This window comes from Ruegeria sp. HKCCD7255 (assembly GCF_013031565.1).
Lineage (GTDB): Bacteria > Pseudomonadota > Alphaproteobacteria > Rhodobacterales > Rhodobacteraceae > Ruegeria.
Window position 1 is genome coordinate 384306 of record NZ_WQAG01000002.1, and the last position, 20105, is coordinate 404410.

Genomic DNA, 20105 nt, shown 5'->3' on the forward strand with positions numbered 1-20105 from the left:
CACATAAAATAACAAGCAGACCGCAAACCGGAGACCACAATGCGCTCGCGTCATGTTGTTCGTGACATTTCCTATGCCTATTCCGCCGAAACCAAGGGTGGGCGGATGGTGATCAAACTGATCGAGAATACCACTGGACGTTTGCGTCTGATCAAACGCGCGGATGGATATGATCGAGAAGTCGCGTCTGGCCGGGACTTCTGGCAGGTGATGGTCGACCGCTATGGGCTGAGTTTGGACATCGTTGGTGGCGCGCTGTCAAACATTCCCAAGGACCGCCCGCTGATCCTGATCGCAAACCATCCCTATGGTATTCTCGATGGCTTGATGATGGGACATATCTTGTCCCAAACCCGAGGGGATTTTCGAATCCTCGCCAATCGTGTCTTTCGCAAGGCCGAAGATCTGAATCGCATCATCCTACCGATCTCGTTTGACGAGACGAAAGAGGCGATGAAGCTGAACCTCGAGACACGTAAAACCGCGCTGAACTACCTGGGTGCGGGGGGGGCCATTGGGATCTTTCCGGGTGGCACGGTCAGCACTGGGTTAAAGCCGTTCTCGCACCCGATGGACCCCGGATGGCGCGGGTTCACTGCGCGGATGGTGGCCAAATCTGACGCGACCGTTGTGCCTGTTTTCTTTGACGGCCACACCTCGCGCCTGTTCCAGATCGCCAGCCATCTGCACAGCACGCTGCGGATGGGATTGTTGATCAAAGAGTTCAAAAAGCGCGTCGATACTCCGGTCAAGGTGGTGATCGGTGAGCCAATTGGTCGTGATGTTTTGGACCCATTGGGCAAAGACACGCGCAAGATGATGGATTTCCTGCGCAAAGCCACGTATGAGCTGTCTCCGACGCCATTGAAGTCGTATGACTATGGCTATGAATTCGAGGAACGGCATCGCGCCTGAGTTAAGACATGGCAGTAGGTATCTTTGATTCCGGTTTGGGCGGACTGACCGTTCTGAACGCCGCGCAGCAACGGCTGCCCGACGTGGACTTCCTGTATTACGCCGACAGTTCGCACGCGCCTTATGGTGTGCGCGACGCGGAAGATATCTATCAACTGACGCGCCGCGCGGTTCATGACCTGTGGGAGCGCGGGTGCAATCTGGTCATTCTGGCCTGCAACACTGCCAGCGCAGCGGCGTTGCGGCGGATGCAGGAAGAAGGCGTGCCCGAAGGCAAGCGCGTGCTCGGGGTTTTTGTGCCTCTGATCGAGGCTTTGACCGAACGCCAATGGGGCGACAACTCGCCCCCGCGCGAGGTCAAGGTGCAGCATGTGGCCTTGTTTGCCACCCCGGCCACGGTTTCAAGCCGTGCTTTTCAACGCGAATTGGCGTTCCGGGCCATTGGTGTCGATGTCGAAGCACAGGCCTGCGGTGGGGTGGTCGATGCCATCGAAGACGGTGACATGATCCTGGCCGAAGCCTTGGTGCGCAGTCATGTGGACGCGCTGAAACGCAAAATGCCGTCGCCTCAGGCGGCCATTCTGGGCTGTACGCACTATCCCCTGATGGCTGAGGCGTTCCAGAAGGCATTGGGACCGGATGTTCAGGTGTACAGTCAGGGAACGCTGGTGGCGGACAGTCTGGGCGACTATTTGCAGCGTCATCCCAACATGTTGGGCGACGGTCCGGGCGGGTTTCTGACGACGGGAAAGCCCGATATGGTCAGCGACCGCGCCACGCAGTTCCTCCGACGACAAATCAAGTTTGAAGCCGCCTGACCTGCATCAAGGACGGCGCAACTCCTGACCCTTAAACCAATGACCGTCGCATCGGCGGTCGTGACATGTGACATCAAGATGAAAGAGGTCTGACATGACCCACAAAATCGCAATTCTGGGCGCTTCGGGATATACCGGCGCCGAACTGGTGCGGCTGATTGCCGAGCACCCGAACATGGACATCGTTGCCTTGGCCGCCGAGCGTAAGGCAGGGCTTTCGATGGCCCAGGTCTTTCCGCATCTGCGCCATATGGACCTGCCGGATTTGTGCAAAATCTCGGAAATCGACTTTTCGCAGATCGATCTGTGTTTCTGCGCGCTGCCCCATAAAACCAGCCAGGACGTGATCCGCGCGCTGCCAAAAGATCTCAAGATCGTTGATTTGTCTGCCGATTTCCGGCTTGAGGACGCTGAGGCCTATGAAAAGTGGTACGGCAACCCGCACAGCGCGCTTGAGCAGCAGTCAGAGGCTGTTTACGGCCTGACCGAGTTCTGTCGGGATCAGATCCGCACCGCCCGGCTTGTGGCTGGCACTGGCTGCAACGCGGCAACGGGTCAGTTCGTTTTGCGGCCTCTGGTGTCCGCTGGCGTCATTGATCTGGATGACATCATTCTGGACCTCAAATGCGCCGTTTCGGGCGCTGGTCGGTCGTTGAAGGAAAACCTGCTGCATGCGGAACTGAGCGAGGGCTATCACGCCTATGCGGTTGGTGGCACGCACCGGCATCTGGGCGAGTTCGATCAGGAGTTTTCCAAGATCGCAGGACGCCCGGTTCATGTGCAGTTCACCCCGCATTTGCTGCCGGCAAACCGGGGGATTTTGGCCACGACTTACGTGAAGGGTGACCCGCAAAGTGTTTATGAAACGCTGAAATCCGCTTATGAGGCTGAGCCGTTCATTCAAGTTCTACCATTCGGCGAAACACCCTCGACCCATCACGTGAGAGGTTCGAACTTCTGCCATATCGGTGTTGTCGCGGACCGGGTCGAGCGGCGGGCCATTGTGGTGGGTGCCTTGGATAACCTGACAAAAGGTAGCAGCGGCCAAGCCTTGCAGAACGCAAACCTGATGTTAGGTGAGGTCGAAACCACCGGTCTGATGATGGCCCCGTTATTCCCATGAGGATGACATGAAAACGCTCAAGAAACGTCGTCGCGTCCAAGTCGTATTGCTGGCCACAGCCGCGCTGGTGTTGGCGACCGTGTTGATTGGTTATGCCATGCGCGACGGGATCAATTTCTTTCGCTCACCCAGTCAGGTCATCGCGGAGCCGCCGCAGCCCAGCGAAGTGTTTCGGATAGGTGGACTGGTCGAAGAAGGCTCGATCGTGCGCGGGCAGGGTGAAACCGTGCGCTTTGTGGTGACTGATGGCGGTGAGAGCGTGCCGGTGTCTTTCACTGGCGTTTTGCCGGATCTGTTTTCTGAAAATCAGGGCATGGTCGGCACGGGCAACTACATCAATGGCGTCTTCGAAGCCACTGAAATTATGGCCAAACATGACGAAACCTACATGCCGAAAGAGGTCGTGGACGCGTTGAAGGAACAGGGCGTCTACAAAGAAGCGACCGACGGGTAAAACCCGACTGATATTGAAAAAGGGCGTTGCGGATTGCGGTTCACAGCGCCCTTTTGTCTTAGAACCTGTTAACGCGCATCGACCAGTCTGCCCGCATCGTAAAGGCGGAGACATCATGCAGACAGTTCGACGAATTGCGCAAGACATAGTGCATCGCGAGGGCGGGTTCGTGGACGACCCTGACGATCCGGGTGGCGCAACGAAATATGGCGTGACGATCCATACAATGCGACGGCTTGGATTGGATTTGAACGGGGACGGCGCAGTGTCGCGCGATGACGCTCAGATGCTGAGCTGCGCGCAGGCGGTGGATATATTCATACGCCATTATTTCGAAAAGCCCAGATTGGCCTTGGTGCCTGAACACCTGCAACCTTCGGTGTTCGACATGTATGTGAACGCAGGCGGGCAGGCCGTTCGCTTGTTGCAAAGCCTGTTGCGACAGATGGGGTTCAATGTGGTCGTTGACGGCGTCATGGGGCCGCAGACCGGACGGGCGGCCAAGCAGGCAGCCAATCCTGATCCTTTGGCGCTGCGCGATGCCTATGGGGTGGCGCGGCGGAATTATTACTTCCGATTGGCAGACCGCCGGGCGAACCTTCGGAAATTCGCGCGCACCCGTGCCGGGAACAAAGGTGGCTGGATTAAGCGGGCCGAGGAGTTCCTGTCGCCCACTTATCATCTGAGCCGGGTAGAGTTTCAGAAAAGGGTGGCAGCATGGGATTGATTTCGAACATTTTGGGGTTTCTGTTTGGGATTGAGCGTAACGTGATCCGCGAAACGACTGAAATCTTTCGAGAAAACGCTGAACATGGAGCCGAGCGCGCAGCGACCTTGCAGGGTCAGGCCGTCGGGCAATTTGGGGCCGAGTTCCAAATCCCTCAGAAAGGCGCGTTTGACCGTTTCATGGACGGGCTCAACCGTCTGCCACGGCCGGCGCTGGCGCTTGGAACCCTGGCGCTGTTTGCTGCCGCCATGATCGACCCGATCTGGTTTGCCGCGCGGATGCAGGGCATTGCGCTTGTGCCCGAACCACTATGGTGGCTGCTGGGCGTTGTTGTCTCGTTCTATTTCGGGGCGCGACATCAGGCCAAGGTGCAGGATCTGCAACGTGAGATCAGCGCCACGATGATGCGGGTGCCCACCGTCCTATCGAACCTGCAACGGCTGGAGCAGATGCGCAGCAACACCCCCGGCGCGGCAGATCCCGGGACGGATGCGGAACTGATGCAGCATGTATCTGACCCGGATGAAAACAAGGCGCTAGAGGACTGGCGGCGTCTAAGAACGCCCTGAACCGCGACACTTTGTGCGCGACGTCTGGATTGAAAGTGAATGGCGTGCCGGGGGCGTTCGCCCTATAACTACGGGCATGATTACCGAGCTTGGCCATTTCGCACTGATCCTCGCCTTTCTTGTCGCCATCGTGCAAAGCGTGGTGCCTCTGATCGGGGCATCAAAACACTGGGCTGGTTGGATGGCCTTCGCCGAGCCTGCGGCGATTGCGCAGTTTCTGCTGACCGGCTTTTCCTTTGCCGCGCTGGTCTGGGCCTTTACCGCCTCGGACTTTTCACTGCGTATCGTGGTGGAAAACAGCCATTCGGCCAAGCCGATGCTCTACAAGATCAGCGGAACCTGGGGCAATCACGAAGGATCGATGCTGCTTTGGGTGCTGATTGTCGCCCTGTTCGGGGCCATGGCCGCAATGTTTGGCGGCGGCTTGCCCCCAACCCTGAAAGCGCGTGTTTTGGCGGTGCAGGCGGCGATTGGCGTGGCTTTCTTTGCCTTCATCCTTTTCACCTCGAACCCGTTCGACCGTCTGGCGGTGGCACCTTTTGACGGGCGGGATCTGAACCCCTTGCTGCAAGACCCCGGTTTGGCCTTTCACCCGCCGTTCCTCTATCTGGGGTATGTGGGGCTGAGCATGGCCTTCAGCTTTGCTGTCGCCGCCCTGATCGAAGGGCGCGTGGATGCCGCCTGGGGCCGTTGGGTGCGCCCCTGGACACTAGCCGCCTGGATATTCCTGACCATTGGTATCGCGCTGGGATCGTGGTGGGCCTATTACGAGCTGGGCTGGGGTGGGTTCTGGTTCTGGGACCCGGTAGAGAATGCCTCGTTCATGCCATGGCTGTTGGCGGCTGCGCTGTTGCATTCGGCGATTGTGGTGGAAAAGCGTGAGGCGTTGAAAAGCTGGACCATCCTGCTGGCCATCATTGCTTTCGGGTTTTCCCTGATCGGGACATTCATCGTGCGGTCGGGCCTTTTGACCTCGGTCCATGCCTTTGCCAATGACCCGGAACGTGGCGTCTTTATTCTGATGATCCTGGTCTTTTTCATGGGCGGCGCGCTGACCTTGTTTGCTGCCCGCGCTCAGGCGATGGAGGCCAAGGGCGTGTTCGGGATCGTCAGCCGCGAAAGCGCGTTGGTTCTGAACAACATCCTGTTGGCAGTCAGCTGTTTTGTGGTGTTCTTTGGCACCATGTGGCCGATGGTGGCCGAGATGGCCTTTGACCGAAAGCTGTCGGTTGGCCCACCGTTTTTCGATGCGGCCTTTACACCGTTCATGATTGGCTTGGGGCTTGCCCTGCCGATTGGATCGGCACTGCCTTGGAAACGCGGCAAACTTGGGCGCGCGGCGTGGTCGATGCGTTATGCGTTTGTGCTGGCTGTCGCGCTGGCTCTGCTGGTCTGGGTGATGCAGACGGGGCGCAGCGCGCTGGGGCCGATTGGCCTGTTTCTGGGCGCCTGGATCACCTTCGGCGCGGCCGTCGATCTTTGGAGCCGTACAGGCCGTACTGGCAGCCTCGCGCGCCTTTTCCGGCTGCCGGGGGCCGATTGGGGCAAGGCCGTCGCGCATGCCGGATTGGGCATCACCATGTTTGCTGTGGCCGGTCTGACCGCGTGGGAGGTCGAAGACATTCGAGTGGCCCAACCCGGCGAACCGTTTGAGGTCGGTGACTTTACCCTGACATTGCAGGATGTGCGCCGCGTGCAGGGGCCGAACTATTTTTCGACCACCGCAGACATCCTGGTTGAAAAGCAGGGAAGCCACGTGGCGTTGTTGCACCCGGAAAAACGCGATTACCCGGTGGCGCAGATGCCCACGACCGAGGCCGCCATCGACTATCGCCTGATGCGTGATGTCTATGTGGTGATCGGGGATCAGCAGGCCAATGGCGGATGGGTGGTGCGTACCTATATCAAGCCGCTGGCCAACTGGATCTGGGGCGGGTGTATCCTGATGGCTCTGGGCGGGTTGCTCAGCCTGTCTGACCGCCGGTTCCGCGTTGCTGCTGGCGCACGCAAAACACCGAAAGCCGGAGTGCCCGCGGAATGAAGCGCCTGGTTCTGATCTTTTTGCTGGTCGCAGCCCCTGTTTGGGCGGTGCAACCCGATGAGGTTCTGGAGGATCCGGCCCTCGAACAGCGCGCGCGCGATATTAGCACCGGCCTGCGCTGTCTGGTTTGCCGGAATGAAAGCATTGATGAAAGCAACGCAGACCTAGCCCGCGACCTGCGCCTGCTGGTGCGCGAACGGCTTGTGGCCGGTGATAGCGACGAAGAGGCTGTGGATTTCATCGTTGACCGCTATGGCGAATATGTGTTGCTGAAACCGACCGTGACCGGTGCCAACCTGCTGTTGTGGCTTGCCGGACCCATCATGGCGCTGATTGCTATGGCTGTCGGCTGGAGCTTTTTGCGTCGACGCGCGGCCCTTGAAGCCGCAGCGCCTGCAGACAGCCTGAGCGCCGAAGAACAAGCGCGGCTCAAGGAAATTCTAGAAGACTGACGCGCCGTTCTGCTTTTCCTTCCTGCGGAATTGCGTCAGGGTCCGCAAAAGATTTCGCGCTGGTGAGGAAGCTTATGGAATATCAAGACGTTCTTTTGGACATTACCGACGGTCTGGCCGTTCTGACTCTGAACCGGCCGGACAAGATGAACGCATTGACCACCAATATGCGCGCCGAGATCACCCATGCGATGAAACATGCCGCTCGCCATGCGCGCGCTATCGTGCTGACGGGGGCGGGCGGTGCCTTCTGCTCGGGTCAGGATCTGGGCGACGCCTCCAGCACGGGTCGGATCGATCTGGAACGGGCGCTGCGCGATGAATATGAGCCGATGCTGCAGTCGATCTATGACTGCCCGGTGCCCACTATCGCAGCCGTAAACGGTGCCGCAGCTGGGGCAGGGGCCAATCTTGCGCTGTGCGCGGATGTGGTGATTGCGACCGAGAGCGCCTATTTCCTGCAGGCTTTCGCACGGATCGGGCTGTTGCCTGATGCGGGCGGCACCTGGTTCATGCCGCGCCTTATGGGCTTTGCCAAAGCCATGGGGGCTGCTTTATTCGCCGAGAAGATCAGCGCCAGACAAGCGGATGATTGGGGCCTGATCTGGGAAGCGGTGTCAGATGACACATTCGATCAGCATTGGCGCAAGCGCGCCAGCTATCTGGCCAATGGTCCTACAGCGGGTTTCGGAGCGATCAAAAAGGCGTTGCGCGGATCATATGACAAGTCGTTGGCCGAACAGCTGACCATCGAGGCCAGCTTGCAAGGCGAGTGCGGGCGCACACGGGACTTTTCCGAGGGTGTGGTGGCTTTCCTGGAAAAACGCCCTCCGAATTTCGAAGGGCGGTGAAACCTCAAGCGCGACGACGGCGGCGGGTGCGCCGTTCAGGCGCTGCGTCGTCTCCGGTACCGTCCGAGGCTGATGTGAACGGACCCAGCGCGGCGGTGATCTCGGTCAGACTTGGGCGCTCACCACGTGGTGTTTCGTCCAACGCGGCGCGCATCTTGCGCAGGTGGTCGGGCATGGTGCCGCAGCACCCGCCAATGATCGTCGCCCCTGCATCCCGCGCCATGGCCGCGTATTGGCCCATCAACTCGGGTGTACCGTCATAATGGATATGGCCGTCCACATATTTCGGAATGCCCGCGTTACCTTTTGAGATCAGCGGGCGTTCAGTGCCTTGTGCCGCAAAGCCCAAAACAGTGCGCAAAATGTCGGACGCGCCGGTGCCGCAATTCGCGCCAAACGCGATGGGTGGATTTGGAAGGGTCTCGACCAGCTGCGCCAGATCCGCCGAGGTAACGCCCATCATGGTACGGCCCGCTGTGTCAAAGCTCATGGTGCCACACCAGGGCATGTTGGCCAGGGCAAAGGCCTCGGCCGCGGCACGGAATTCTTCGGGCGCGCTGATGGTCTCAAGCCACAGCACATCCGCACCACCGTCTTTCAGCGCTTCGGCCTGCTCATGGAACATCTCAACTGCGTTTGCATGAGACAGCGCTCCCACCGGCTCCATAATCTCACCCGTCGGCCCGACCGAACCCGCAACGATAATGGGGCGACCTGCTGCATCTGCCACCTCACGGCCAAGCTCGGCCCCGATGCGGTTCAACTCGGCCACACGATTCTGGGCGTCATGCAGTTTCAGACGCGCATAAGTGCCGCCAAAGGTATTGGTCAGAAACAGATCGCTGCCCGCATCGACCGAGCCTTGATAGAGCGCCTTGATCTTTTCCGGGGCCTCTACATTCCACAATTCCGGAGCATCCCCGGATTGCAGACCCATATTGAATAGATTTGTTCCGGTGGCACCGTCCGCCAGGATGATGTCGGATGTTTCAAGAAAGGCACTCAGCGCGTTTGTCATCTTGCGATGTCCTGACAGGGGCTAAAATAAAGAGACGCCCCGTGTCTCACGACAGGGGCGTCAAATCAAATTCATAAAACTCATGATGATCATGAGTTTTGCGTCAGGTTCATCCAGCTTCGCTCAGGACCTGGGCTTTAGCCTGGGGCAAAAGTTCGGTCATCTTGGCGCGGATTTCATCTGCTGACGACAGATGTCCAAGATCACCGGCAACCTTGCGCACAACGTCTTCGTGGCCTGCCTCTTCAAAATCTGCGATCACGACAGATTTTGCATATTCTTCAGCGCTATCGCCGGATTTTCCCATTTTTTCAGCCGCCCAAAGGCCCAGAAGCTTGTTGCAACGGGCCTGCGCCTTGAACTGCATCTCTTCATCATGGGCGAATTTGGCTTCAAACGCATTTTCGCGGTCGTCAAACGTGGACATGGAATAGGGACCTCTTGGGTTACATCTTCGTTACTGACGATATGAGCATACGACAGCGCCAGTGCAAGGTATTTGCGCTGTGTCAAAAGGGCCCGAGGTGGTGAACTTGCGGGTTCGCAAGGGTTGCACTATGAGAGCGCCAAGGCAAAGGGACTCATTCCCATGCTCTGTTTCGGAAAGGTCGCTCATGGCGCGTCGCAAAAAGATCTATGAAGGCAAGGCTAAGATTCTGTATGAAGGCCCCGAACCGGGCACCATCGTTCAGTATTTCAAAGACGATGCCACCGCGTTCAACGCGGAAAAGAAAGATGTGATCGACGGCAAGGGCGTTTTGAACAACCGTCTGAGCGAGTTTTTCATGTCAGGTCTGACGCAGATAGGCGTTCCGAACCACTTTATCCGCCGCCTGAACATGCGTGAGCAGTTGGTACGCAATTGCGAGATCGTGCCGCTTGAGGTGATCGTGCGCAACTATGCCGCCGGGTCGATGTCGAAACGTCTGGGGATTGCCGAGGGCACGCAACTGCCGCGCCCGATCGTTGAATATTGCTATAAGGATGACGCCTTGGGCGATCCTTTGGTCACCGAAGAACATATCGCGGCTTTTGGCTGGGCCAGCCAGCAGGACATGGATGACATCCTCAGCCTTGCGCTGCGCGTGAATGACTTCATGAGCGGTGTCATGCTGGCCGTCGGCATCCGTCTGGTGGATTTCAAGATCGAGATCGGGCGCGTGTTCGAAGGCGATTATCAACGCCTGATCGTCGCCGATGAGATCAGCCCCGACAGCTGCCGCCTGTGGGACATCGAAACCGGCCAGAAGCTGGACAAGGACGTATTCCGCCGCGATCTGGGCAGCCTGACAGACGCTTATTCCGAAGTGGCGCGCCGACTGGGCGTCTTGCCGCAAAGCAATGTGACCAAGCCGACTCTGATAAACTGATCCAAGCTTTGTCACTCAACATGTAACACGCCTCCGGTTTCGGGGGCGTTTTGCATTTGGGGTGCGGGTAAATTCAACATTTGGGCGGCTGCGACAAAGCCGCCTTTGGTCAAAGCCCGCAAAGGGTTGTCGAAAAGGGTCAGGCGCGCTATCCCCCGCGCAACGGAACGGACCGGTCCCATGGTCCACAGGTGGAGTTTTCGAAGATGAAGGCACGGGTGCATGTGATGCTCAAAAACGGGGTGCTGGACCCGCAGGGCGAGGCGGTTCGTCACGCGTTGGGCGCCATGGGGTTCGACAAAGTCGAAGGCGTGCGTCAGGGCAAAGTGATCGATCTGGATCTGGCCGATGGCGCGACCGAGGCCGATGTGACCGAGATGTGCGAAAAGCTCTTGGCCAATACGGTTATCGAACGCTACGAGATCGAGCTGGGCTAAGCCCATGCGCGCCGCGCGTCTGATCGGATATCGCCAACCGCTTGAGGTGATGCAGGTCCCAGATCCCGAGCCTGCCGCCGATGGTGTTGTCCTGCGGCTTTTGGCCTGTGGTGTGTGCCGCTCTGACTGGCATGCCTGGTCCGGCGCGGATCCCGATGTGATCTTGCCGATGACTCCGGGCCACGAATATTGCGGCGAAGTCGTCGCCGTTGGGCCAGACGTCAAACGCTGGCGCACAGGGGACCGGGTGATAGCGCCCTTTATTCTGGCCTGTGGCCGATGCCCGGACTGTGCACAGGGCCATCAGACGATCTGCGCCGATCAGGTGGTGCCTGGCTTTACCTGCGATGGTGCCTTTGCGGAATATGTGGCGGTGGCCCATGCTGATGCAAACCTGTCCCCATTGCCCGAAACAATCGCGCCCGGGATCGGTGCCGCACTGGGGTGCCGTGTCACCACGGCCTGGCAAGCGCTGGTGGGACGGGCTCAGGTTCAGGGTGGGGAATGGATCGCTGTCTTTGGTGGCGGTGGGGTTGGTGTCTCGACCCTGTTGCTGGGCAAGGCGTTGGGCGCGCGGGTCATCGTTGTGGACATCGATGATGACAAACTGGCCTATGCCACATCGCTCGGCGCAGACGCAGTGGTGAATGCTACCAATACCGACGCACCGCAAGCTGTCAAAGACCTGACCAGCGGTGGTGCGCATGTTGCGATTGAGGCATTGGGCATCGAGCCCACCACGGTTGCGGCGATGCGGTCGCTGCGCAAGCTGGGCCGTATGGTGCAGATCGGAATGCCAGCGGGCGATCATACGACCATGTCCTTGCCGATGGATGCGCTCTATTCCGGTCAACTCACCCTTCAGGGCACGCGCGGTATGCCCAGCTGGCGCTACCCTTCGCTTCTGTCGCTGCTCGAAAGCGGTGCGGTGGACCTGAGCCCGTTGGTTACCCGCCAAATTACACTTAACCAGGTAAGCGCCGAGCTTGCCGCCTTTGACGCCCCGACGCCTCCGGGTGTGGCGGTCGTCACCGACTTTAGCTCTTAGGAGACATCACCATGCGTGCAGCCGTTATCGTTTTCCCCGGATCCAACTGTGACAGGGAACTTGCCGTTGCCTTCGAGCAGGCGGGGTTTCAGGTAGATATGGTCTGGCACAAGGATGCCTCTTTGCCAGATGGTGTGGATATCGTTGGCGTTCCCGGTGGGTTTTCCTATGGAGATTACCTGCGCTGCGGCGCAATCGCGGCGCAATCGCCGATCTGCAAGTCTCTGGTCGAGCATACGCAGCGAGGCGGCTATGCGATCGGGATCTGCAACGGATTTCAGGTTTTGACAGAAACCGGTATCTTGCCTGGCGCATTGTTGCGCAATGCAGGTCTGAAATACATTTGCCGCACCATTGGCCTGAAGGTCGAGACCAGCGACAGCGCCTTTACCCAGGGCTATAACGCAGGCGATGTGATCGGTATTCCCATTGCGCATCATGATGGAAACTACTTTGCCGATGACGAAACGCTGGCTGAGCTGAAAGGTGAGGATCGTATTGCGTTCTCCTATACCGAGAATCCCAATGGCTCGCGCGGGGACATCGCTGGGATCCTGTCGCCGAACCGGCGTGTTCTGGGAATGATGCCGCATCCCGAGCGGGCGGCTGATGAAGGCCATGGCGGAACAGACGGGACGGCGCTGTTTCGCGCATTGTCAGGCGTTCTTGCGCCCGCGTGACTTGAGGTCGGGGCCTCGGGCACGTAGCGTCGCGATATGAGTTCAGATACTGGGTCGGCGTCGACAGGGTTTTTCAGAGGGTTTCGTTCAACCACCTTGGGGTGGCGACTGCGCTTGGCCATTGTCCTGCTGCTGTTGACTGCGGTTGTCACCGTCTGGGTCACCAACAGCCTGCTGACCAACCGGTTTACGGAGTCCACGCGCAACCGGGCCGAATTGCGACTGGCCTTGTATTCCGGCAACCTGATCAGCGAATTGCGACGCAATGCTATCGTGCCGCAATTGCTGGCACGTGACCCGACACTGATATCCGCGCTGCAATCCAGTGACTATACCCTGTCGAGCCAGCGTCTGATCTCGTTTGTGGAAGAGATCGGAGCAGCGTCTTTGGTTTTGCTCGACCGAGATGGGCTGACACGTGCAGCAACCGATCGAAACCGTTTGGGTGAGGCGCATCGCAATTCCCCCTATTTCATCGATGCCATTCGGTCGAATGCGACGATCTTTTCGGTGATCGCCCGCGAATCCGGCGGCTACAGCTTTGTGTATTCGCGGCGGATCGAAGCCAATTCCGAGATCCTTGGTGTCATCGTGGTCGAGGTCGATCTGCAAAAGTTCGAACGCGCTTGGTCGGGGATTTCCGATGCGGTCATGGTCACCGACAGCACCGGGACCATTATTCTATCAACCGAACCCAAATGGCGTGGCTTGGTCGAGCAAGACGCGCTGTTGCGTCAGCCCCCTCAGGGCGCCATTCAGCGCGCCATCCGCGCAACTACGGATTGGACGGCAGTGCCAGTTGACGCCTATTTCCAAGGCGAGGCGGTCATGCGCATGGAGACACGGATCCCGTTCCGGGGGTGGCAGATGACCTCTTACACCACCTATTCCTCGGTGCGCGAACGGGTGAACAGCGTTCTGGCGCTTGAGATTATGGGCTTTGCGATTCTTCTGGCACTGGCCTTCTATGCGCTCAGCCGCAGGGCGACCTTGCGCATGGCATTGTTCCAGCGCGAGTCGGCGGAGCTTCGCGCATTGAATACAAGGCTACAGCGGGAAATTGCTGAGCGCGAACGGGTGGAAAAGACGCTGGAAGTGGCCGAGCAGACGCTTGCGCAAAGCTCGAAACTGGCGGCCTTGGGCGAAATGTCGGCGGCGGTCAGCCACGAGCTGAATCAACCTCTGGCAGCAATGAAAACCTATCTGGCCGGGGCACGGTTGCTGCTGCGTCGTGATCGCCCCGAAGAGGCTTTGGCCAGCTTTGGTCGCATCGATGGGCTGATCGAGCGGATGGGAGCGATCACGCGGCAGCTGAAATCCTATGCTCGCAAAGGGGCTGACGCGTTTTCGCCAGTAAATCTTGGGGATGCGCTGGCCTCATCTCTGTCGATGATGGAACCTCAGCTGCGGCAGCGACATGTCAAGATCACGCAGATCATCCCCGAAGACCCCGTGGTGGTCATGGGCGACCGGATGCGGATCGAACAGGTGATGGTGAACCTCTTGCGCAACGCGCTGGATGCCACCAAATCAGTGGCGGAACCTGATGTCGAGATCATATTGGCGGCAGGCGATACAGCGGTCTTGACGGTGCGTGACAACGGGCACGGCATCGAGGATATCGAAAACCTGTTCGAGCCGTTTTACACCACCAAACGTCCCGGTGACGGGGTGGGGCTGGGGCTTGCCATCTCGTCCGGGATCGTGAACGACCATGGGGGACGACTGACGGCGCGCAATGGCCAGAAAGGCGGCGCTGTGTTTGAGATGCAATTGCCCATATTGGGAACAGACGGCCTTGAGGCCGCCGAATAAGAGGAAGACCTATGGCACAGGCCATGAAGATCGCCATTGTGGATGATGAACAGGACATGCGCCAGTCGATCAGCCAATGGCTGGCATTGTCGGGCTATGACACCGAAACCTTCGCCAGCGCAGAAGACGCGCTCAAGGTGTTGGGGCCGGATTACCCGGGCATCGTGATCTCGGACATCAAGATGCCGGGGATGGACGGTATCCAGATGCTGAAAAAGCTAATGGGTGCAGACAGCACCTTGCCGGTGATCATGATCACGGGGCACGGCGATGTGCCCATGGCGGTTGAGGCGATGCGCGTGGGCGCGTTTGACTTTCTTGAAAAGCCCTTCAACCCGGACCGCATGTCGGAACTGGCCAAACGCGCCAGCAACGCCCGCCGTCTGACCCTGGACAACCGCGCATTGCGGCGCGAGCTGTCGGGTGGCGCGCAGATCATGAACAAGCTGATCGGTGCCAGCCCGGTGATGGAGCGTCTGCGCGAAGACATTCTGGATCTGGGCCAGGCCGATGGTCATGTGCTGATCGATGGCGAGACCGGCACCGGTAAAACGCTCGTGGCCCACGCGCTGCACGCGGTTGGCAGCCGGGCTGGCAAGAAATTTGTTCTGGTCTCATGCGCGGCGCTGGAAGAGGAAGCGCTTTCGAAGCGTCTGTTTGGCCCGATGCTGCCGGAAGACAGCCAGTTGCCCGCCATCGAAGAGGCGCGCGGTGGCACTTTGGTTTTGGAAGATATCGAAGCGCTAAGCGACACGCTGCAAGCCCGTTTGCTGAATGTCATGAACGAGCAGGGAACACCTGCGGAAACCCGGATCGTCGCGATCTCGAATCTGCAGGAAGCGGGCAAAACATCAGAAGACGTGTTGCGCCCGGACTTGTTCTATCGGCTTGCCGCGCTGCGGATCACCATGCCGCCGCTGCGGCAGCGGGGTGAGGATATCCTGACGCTCTTCGCCCGTCTCAGCGAGCAGTTTGCTGAAGAATATGGCTGCGATGCACCACAGGTGAGCGCCCAGGAGGCCGCGCAACTGTTGCAGGCGCCCTGGCCGGGCAATGTACGCCAGTTGATCAACATCGCCGAACGCGCCGTTTTGCAGTCGCGGCGCGGCTCGGGCACGATCGCGTCATTGCTGATGTCGGATCACGAAGAAATGCAGCCGGTGATGACCACCGAAGGCAAGCCGCTGAAGGAATATGTCGAAGCGTTCGAGCGCATGCTAATCGACAACACGATGCGGCGACATAAGGGGTCGATTGCGTCGGTCATGGAAGAACTATGCCTGCCGCGCCGCACGCTGAACGAGAAGATGGCCAAATACGGGCTGCAAAGGTCGGACTATTTGTAAGGGAGGGGGCCAGCCCCCTCTTGAGCCTGCGGCTCAATTCACCCCCGAGGTATTTTTCAACAGAAGAAGAGGATTACTGAGTTCGGGACCGGCCGAATGCAGTTTGCCCATTGTCTTTTCCACAGGACTGCTTTTATGGTGTCCTGACGGGCCGGGCGTTTTTTTGGTGCCCAAAAGTCCCGAATCAAAGAGTTTCGCTGTTTTGCTGAAGGTGACCTGAAGGGTCGAACGGCAAGGCAGACCGATTGTGTCCCGTATGGGACAACAGAGCACCTGAGCCCGAACCCCTTCGGGCGAAAGGAATAAATGGGCAGGCTGCAGCACTCTGCGCTTGTCGGAGAAGAACCGCGATGACGCGCGCGCAACGATTGAGAGAACGGGCAGGGGGCCATAGCGCCAGACCTTGCCGCGCGCCGTCCGATATCGCCACTACAAGACATCATGCCAAATGTGCCTGTCCACCCGGACGGGTCAGGACAACGCGTTTGGCGCGGTGCATCAAGGACACATGGCTAAGAAAATGCTTATCGATGCCACCCACGCGGAGGAAACCCGCGTCGTGGTGGTCGACGGAAACAAGGTCGAGGAGTTTGATTTTGAATCCGAAAACAAACGTCAGCTTGCTGGCAATATCTATCTAGCAAAAGTCACGCGGGTCGAACCCTCGCTTCAAGCAGCTTTTGTCGATTATGGCGGGAACCGGCACGGTTTCCTGGCGTTTTCCGAGATCCATCCGGATTACTACCAGATCCCCGTCGCGGATCGCGAAGCTCTGATGGAAGAAGAGCGCGCTTATGCCGAGGCGATGAAGGCGCGGGATGAGGCCGAAGAGGCGAAGCCCAAGAAGCGGCGGTCGCGCTCACGCACAAAAGCGGCAGACGTCAAATCGGACGATCCGGTCGAAACACTGGACGTTTCGTCTGAACCCAGCGGAATGGAAACCATCGATCTGGACGATGGGGATCAGGCGGAAATGCCGGTACCCGAGGGGACGTCTCCGATGGAGGTTGTTGCCGAAACACCGGTTGAGGAACCGCAGGACGAGCCTGCTGCCGAGGTGGAAGAGGCCGCAGAAGAAAGTACCGCAGCAGAGTCCGTCGAAGCGGAAGAAGGCGCAGAGCATGCGGCGTCAGAGGCTGTGGCGGAAGACACGGACAACTCGGATGACCCGGTGGACTCCGAAGAAGAGGCAGACGACACCTCTGAGGATGAAGATCAGGGCGAGAAAAGCGCGGATGCGGCGTCAAAAGACGAGACCATTGAATCGGTCGCCGATGAAGATGACAGCGAAGATATTCGCCCGCCGCGCAAACCGCGCCCGCGCCGGTACAAAATCCAGGAAGTTATCAAAGTCCGCCAGGTTCTGTTGGTGCAAGTGGTCAAGGAAGAACGCGGCAACAAAGGGGCCGCGCTGACCACCTATCTGTCACTGGCCGGTCGCTATTGTGTGCTGATGCCCAACACCGCGCGTGGCGGTGGTATCAGCCGCAAGATCACCAACGCGGCCGATCGCAAGAAACTGAAAGAAATCGCTTCGGACATCGATGTGCCGACCGGGGCCGGGCTGATTATTCGCACAGCTGGGGCCAAGCGCACGAAATCCGAGATCAAGCGTGATTATGAATATCTGCAACGCCTGTGGGAGCAGATCCGGGAACTGACGCTGGAATCGATTGCGCCGGCCAAGATCTATGAAGAAGGCGATCTGATCAAACGCTCGATCCGCGATTTGTATAATCGCGATATCGACGAGGTTCTGGTTGAAGGCGAGGGCGGATACCGCATCGCCAAGGACTTTATGAAGATGATCATGCCGTCTCACGCCAAGAACGTGAAACGGTACGAAGATGCGCTGCCGCTTTTTGCGCGCTATCAGGTGGAAAGCTATCTGGCGGGGATGTTCAACCCGACGGTGCAGCTGAAATCCGGCGGCTATATCGTGATCGGGGTGACCGAGGCATTGGTGGCCATTGACGTGAACTCGGGTCGGGCGACCAAAGAGGGCTCGATCGAGGAAACCGCGCTTAAGACGAACCTTGAAGCCGCCGAAGAAGTGGCGCGTCAGCTGCGTCTGCGGGACCTGGCCGGTCTGATCGTCATCGACTTTATCGATATGGACGAGCGCAAGAACAACTCGGCTGTTGAGAAGCGGCTGAAGGACAAGCTGAAGACCGACCGCGCGCGCATTCAGGTGGGCCGGATTTCGGGCTTTGGCCTGCTGGAGATGAGCCGCCAGCGCTTGCGCCCTGGGATGCTTGAGGCCACAACGCAGCCATGCCCGGCCTGTCACGGCACAGGCTTGATCCGTTCGGATGACAGTATGGCCTTGTCGATCCTGCGCCAGATCGAGGAAGAGGGAACGCGTCGCCGCTCGCGCGAGGTTCTGGTGCGGTGCCCTGTGGGGATCGCCAATTTCCTGATGAACCAGAAGCGCGAGCATATTGCGCAGATCGAAGCCCGCTATGGCCTGTCGGTCCGTGTTGAAGGTGATGTGCATCTGGTCAGCCCGGATTTCTCGATGGAGAAGTTCAAGACCGCAAGCCGGATTGTCCCGGAAGCAACCGCACCGGTTATCTCGGCGGATGCCTCATTGATGGATGCGATTGACACCTCGGACGAAGAAGAGGCCGTTGAAGACAGCGTGCAGTCCGACGAGGAACAGAAACCCAAGCGCAAACGTCGCCGCCGTCGTCGCAAGAAAGGTGGCGGCAATGGTGAAAACGGCGAGGCACAGGATTCAGGTGCCGAAGGTGAAGCATCAGACGACGCTGACGCTGCCGAAACCGCATCGGAAGAGCCAGCATCGTCGGATCAGGACGAAAAGCCTGCAAAACCCAAGCGCAAACGTGCACCGCGCCGCCGCAAGAAGGACGATGACGCTGAGGTCGCGCAACCGGCTGAAGTAAGCTCTGACGAGTCGAGCGCCCAGGCGGATGTTGCGGCGGCGGAAGAATCGGGCGAAGCCGCACCTGCCGAAGAGGTGGCGCAGGAAGAAACGTCTGAGCCAGTTGTTGAACCGGCGGCAGAGGCGGAACCTCAGGAAATCCCTTCAGAAGAGACCCCTGAGGCCGCTGTGGCCGAAGAAACCCAAGAGGTCACGGCCACAGAGGCAGAGCCTGAAGCTCCGGCAGAAGAAGCGCCAGAGCCGGTTTTGGAAACTGTGACGCCAGAGCCCGAGCCTGAACCCGCCCCGGCCAAGCCAAAACGCAAGGGCTGGTGGTCATTATAACAAACAAAAGGCGGGCATCATGACCCGCCTTTTTTCTTGTCCGGTTTCAATCTAGCCAGATTTTTGGATCAGATAGACCTGGTGATCACCATCGCTGTCTTGTGACAGCAGCACATGGCCCGACTCGGTGCAAAAATGGGGAACATCAATAATCGCAGCCGGATCATCAGCAAGCACCCGCAGCACAGCGCCTGCAGGCAAGGATTTAAGGCGTTTGCGGGCTTTTAGAACAGGCAGCGGGCACAGCAACCCCAGCGCGTCCAGCGTCTCGAACTTTTGCGTCATGTCATTGGGGATAGGACGAACTTGTAACACTGTCTAGATTTCAACCACGAGGTTGTGACCGTTTGGCCTCGTGACGACGCGCATTTGATACCATATGTGGGGATCATGTTCGGAATTGATATCATAGATGCGGGGCTTCTGCCCGCCATGTTCATCGCCATGCTGGGCGGGCTGATCAGTTTTCTGTCCCCCTGCGTGTTGCCGATCGTGCCGCCCTATCTTGCGTATATGAGCGGTGTGTCGATCAACGAGATGAAAGATGAGGCGCAAGCGCGCCGCAAGGCCACCCTGTCGGCGCTGTTCTTCGTTCTGGGCTTGTCGACCGTGTTTCTGGTGCTCGGCTTTACCGCGTCGGCCTTTGGGGCTTTTGTGCTGCAAAATCAGGTACTTTTTGCCAAGATTTCGGGTGCGGTGGTGATTGTCTTTGGTCTTCACTTCCTGAACATCATCCGCATTCCACTGCTGGATCGTGAGGCACGGATGGAGACTGGCGAATCCAGTGGTTCGATCTTTGGCGCCTATATTCTGGGTCTGGCCTTTGCGTTTGGCTGGACGCCCTGTATCGGCCCGCAACTGGGCGCGATCCTGTCGCTGGCGGCGTCCGAGGCTTCGGTGGCGCGCGGAACCCTTCTGCTGGGTGTCTATGCGGCGGGCCTTGGCATTCCTTTCCTGCTGGCCGCCATGTTCCTGAACCGGTCGATGGCCGTGATGAACAAGATCAAACCGCATTTGGCATTGATCGAAAAGATCATGGGCGGGTTGCTGTTGTTCGTGGGCATCATGCTGATCACTGGTCTGTTTACCGAGTTCAGCTTCTGGCTGCTGGAAACATTCCCGGTTCTGGCAACCTTCGGTTAAACCCATCGCTCTAACATCGCAGGACCGGTCAGGTGGGTCTTACCCTGACCGTCCCGCTGCGCTAACCTG

General features: G+C 58.7%; 20 protein-coding genes. 17 read left to right on the forward strand and 3 right to left on the reverse strand.

Annotated elements, in window-relative coordinates; translation table 11 throughout:
- Positions 1 to 39: 39 nt before the first annotated feature.
- The 9 genes from GOX45_RS05590 to GOX45_RS05630 all read left to right on the forward strand — a co-directional run bounded on the left by GOX45_RS05590 (position 40) and on the right by GOX45_RS05630 (position 7950).
- Positions 40 to 915 (forward strand): lysophospholipid acyltransferase family protein, encoded by an 876-nt coding sequence (locus GOX45_RS05590; protein WP_171098811.1) that lies wholly within the window; start codon positions 40 to 42, stop codon positions 913 to 915.
- Positions 916 to 923: 8 nt separating this feature from the next.
- A complete protein-coding gene (locus GOX45_RS05595; RefSeq protein ID WP_171098813.1) occupies positions 924 to 1733 on the forward strand; it encodes a glutamate racemase in 810 nt (269 codons plus the stop codon).
- A gap of 94 nt (positions 1734 to 1827) precedes the next feature.
- On the forward strand, positions 1828 to 2856 hold the full coding sequence (gene argC / locus GOX45_RS05600) for an N-acetyl-gamma-glutamyl-phosphate reductase (protein WP_171098815.1): 1029 nt from the start codon (positions 1828 to 1830) through the stop codon (positions 2854 to 2856).
- Positions 2857 to 2863: 7 nt separating this feature from the next.
- A complete protein-coding gene (gene ccmE / locus GOX45_RS05605) occupies positions 2864 to 3310 on the forward strand; it encodes a cytochrome c maturation protein CcmE (protein ID WP_171098817.1) in 447 nt (148 codons plus the stop codon).
- A gap of 115 nt (positions 3311 to 3425) precedes the next feature.
- The gene (locus tag GOX45_RS05610; RefSeq protein WP_171098819.1) at positions 3426 to 4037 is read left to right on the forward strand and encodes a holin-associated N-acetylmuramidase; all 612 of its coding nucleotides are present in this window, start codon (positions 3426 to 3428) and stop codon (positions 4035 to 4037) included.
- Positions 4028 to 4606, forward strand: coding sequence for a holin family protein (locus GOX45_RS05615; protein WP_171098821.1), 579 nt, complete (start codon positions 4028 to 4030; stop codon positions 4604 to 4606). Before GOX45_RS05610 ends, GOX45_RS05615 begins: the two co-directional genes overlap by 10 nt.
- Positions 4607 to 4682: 76 nt before the next feature.
- Positions 4683 to 6647, forward strand: a complete 1965-nt coding sequence (locus GOX45_RS05620; RefSeq protein ID WP_171098823.1) for a heme lyase CcmF/NrfE family subunit — start codon at positions 4683 to 4685, stop codon at positions 6645 to 6647.
- Positions 6644 to 7099 (forward strand): cytochrome c-type biogenesis protein, encoded by a 456-nt coding sequence (locus GOX45_RS05625; protein ID WP_171098824.1) that lies wholly within the window; start codon positions 6644 to 6646, stop codon positions 7097 to 7099. The genes GOX45_RS05620 and GOX45_RS05625 overlap by 4 nt, the downstream gene beginning before the upstream one ends.
- A gap of 74 nt (positions 7100 to 7173) precedes the next feature.
- Entirely contained in the window at positions 7174 to 7950 is a 777-nt protein-coding gene (locus GOX45_RS05630; protein WP_171098825.1) for an enoyl-CoA hydratase-related protein, read from the forward strand.
- 4 nt (positions 7951 to 7954) lie between these two features.
- On the opposite strand, the gene bmt is transcribed toward GOX45_RS05630, so the two are convergent.
- Positions 7955 to 8968, reverse strand: coding sequence for a betaine--homocysteine S-methyltransferase (gene bmt / locus GOX45_RS05635; RefSeq protein WP_171098826.1), 1014 nt, complete (start codon positions 8966 to 8968; stop codon positions 7955 to 7957).
- 109 nt (positions 8969 to 9077) lie between these two features.
- Positions 9078 to 9395, reverse strand: coding sequence for a DUF1476 domain-containing protein (locus GOX45_RS05640; RefSeq protein WP_171098827.1), 318 nt, complete (start codon positions 9393 to 9395; stop codon positions 9078 to 9080).
- Between the two features lie 187 nt (positions 9396 to 9582).
- Between GOX45_RS05640 and purC the strand changes: the two genes are divergently transcribed.
- The 7 genes from purC (at position 9583) to GOX45_RS05675 (ending at position 18893) form a co-directional block, all read left to right on the forward strand.
- Positions 9583 to 10338, forward strand: coding sequence for a phosphoribosylaminoimidazolesuccinocarboxamide synthase (gene purC / locus GOX45_RS05645; RefSeq protein ID WP_171098829.1), 756 nt, complete (start codon positions 9583 to 9585; stop codon positions 10336 to 10338).
- A 206-nt stretch (positions 10339 to 10544) separates the two neighbouring features.
- The gene (gene purS, locus GOX45_RS05650) at positions 10545 to 10775 is read left to right on the forward strand and encodes a phosphoribosylformylglycinamidine synthase subunit PurS (protein ID WP_171099270.1); all 231 of its coding nucleotides are present in this window, start codon (positions 10545 to 10547) and stop codon (positions 10773 to 10775) included.
- Positions 10776 to 10779: 4 nt separating this feature from the next.
- Positions 10780 to 11823, forward strand: a complete 1044-nt coding sequence (locus GOX45_RS05655; RefSeq protein WP_171098831.1) for a zinc-dependent alcohol dehydrogenase family protein — start codon at positions 10780 to 10782, stop codon at positions 11821 to 11823.
- Between the two features lie 11 nt (positions 11824 to 11834).
- Entirely contained in the window at positions 11835 to 12503 is a 669-nt protein-coding gene (purQ, locus tag GOX45_RS05660; RefSeq protein ID WP_171098833.1) for a phosphoribosylformylglycinamidine synthase subunit PurQ, read from the forward strand.
- A 36-nt stretch (positions 12504 to 12539) separates the two neighbouring features.
- The gene (locus GOX45_RS05665) at positions 12540 to 14318 is read left to right on the forward strand and encodes an ATP-binding protein (protein WP_171098835.1); all 1779 of its coding nucleotides are present in this window, start codon (positions 12540 to 12542) and stop codon (positions 14316 to 14318) included.
- An 11-nt stretch (positions 14319 to 14329) separates the two neighbouring features.
- Positions 14330 to 15664, forward strand: coding sequence for a sigma-54 dependent transcriptional regulator (locus GOX45_RS05670; protein WP_171098838.1), 1335 nt, complete (start codon positions 14330 to 14332; stop codon positions 15662 to 15664).
- A 508-nt stretch (positions 15665 to 16172) separates the two neighbouring features.
- The gene (locus tag GOX45_RS05675; RefSeq protein ID WP_171098840.1) at positions 16173 to 18893 is read left to right on the forward strand and encodes a ribonuclease E/G; all 2721 of its coding nucleotides are present in this window, start codon (positions 16173 to 16175) and stop codon (positions 18891 to 18893) included.
- Between the two features lie 51 nt (positions 18894 to 18944).
- Here GOX45_RS05675 and GOX45_RS05680 read toward each other — a convergent pair whose 3' ends face one another.
- Positions 18945 to 19178, reverse strand: coding sequence for a sulfurtransferase TusA family protein (locus tag GOX45_RS05680; protein WP_171098842.1), 234 nt, complete (start codon positions 19176 to 19178; stop codon positions 18945 to 18947).
- 105 nt (positions 19179 to 19283) lie between these two features.
- Here GOX45_RS05680 and GOX45_RS05685 point away from each other — a divergent pair, with 105 nt between their 5' ends.
- Positions 19284 to 20036 (forward strand): cytochrome c biogenesis CcdA family protein, encoded by a 753-nt coding sequence (locus tag GOX45_RS05685; RefSeq protein WP_171098843.1) that lies wholly within the window; start codon positions 19284 to 19286, stop codon positions 20034 to 20036.
- The last annotated feature ends 69 nt before the right edge of the window (positions 20037 to 20105 follow it).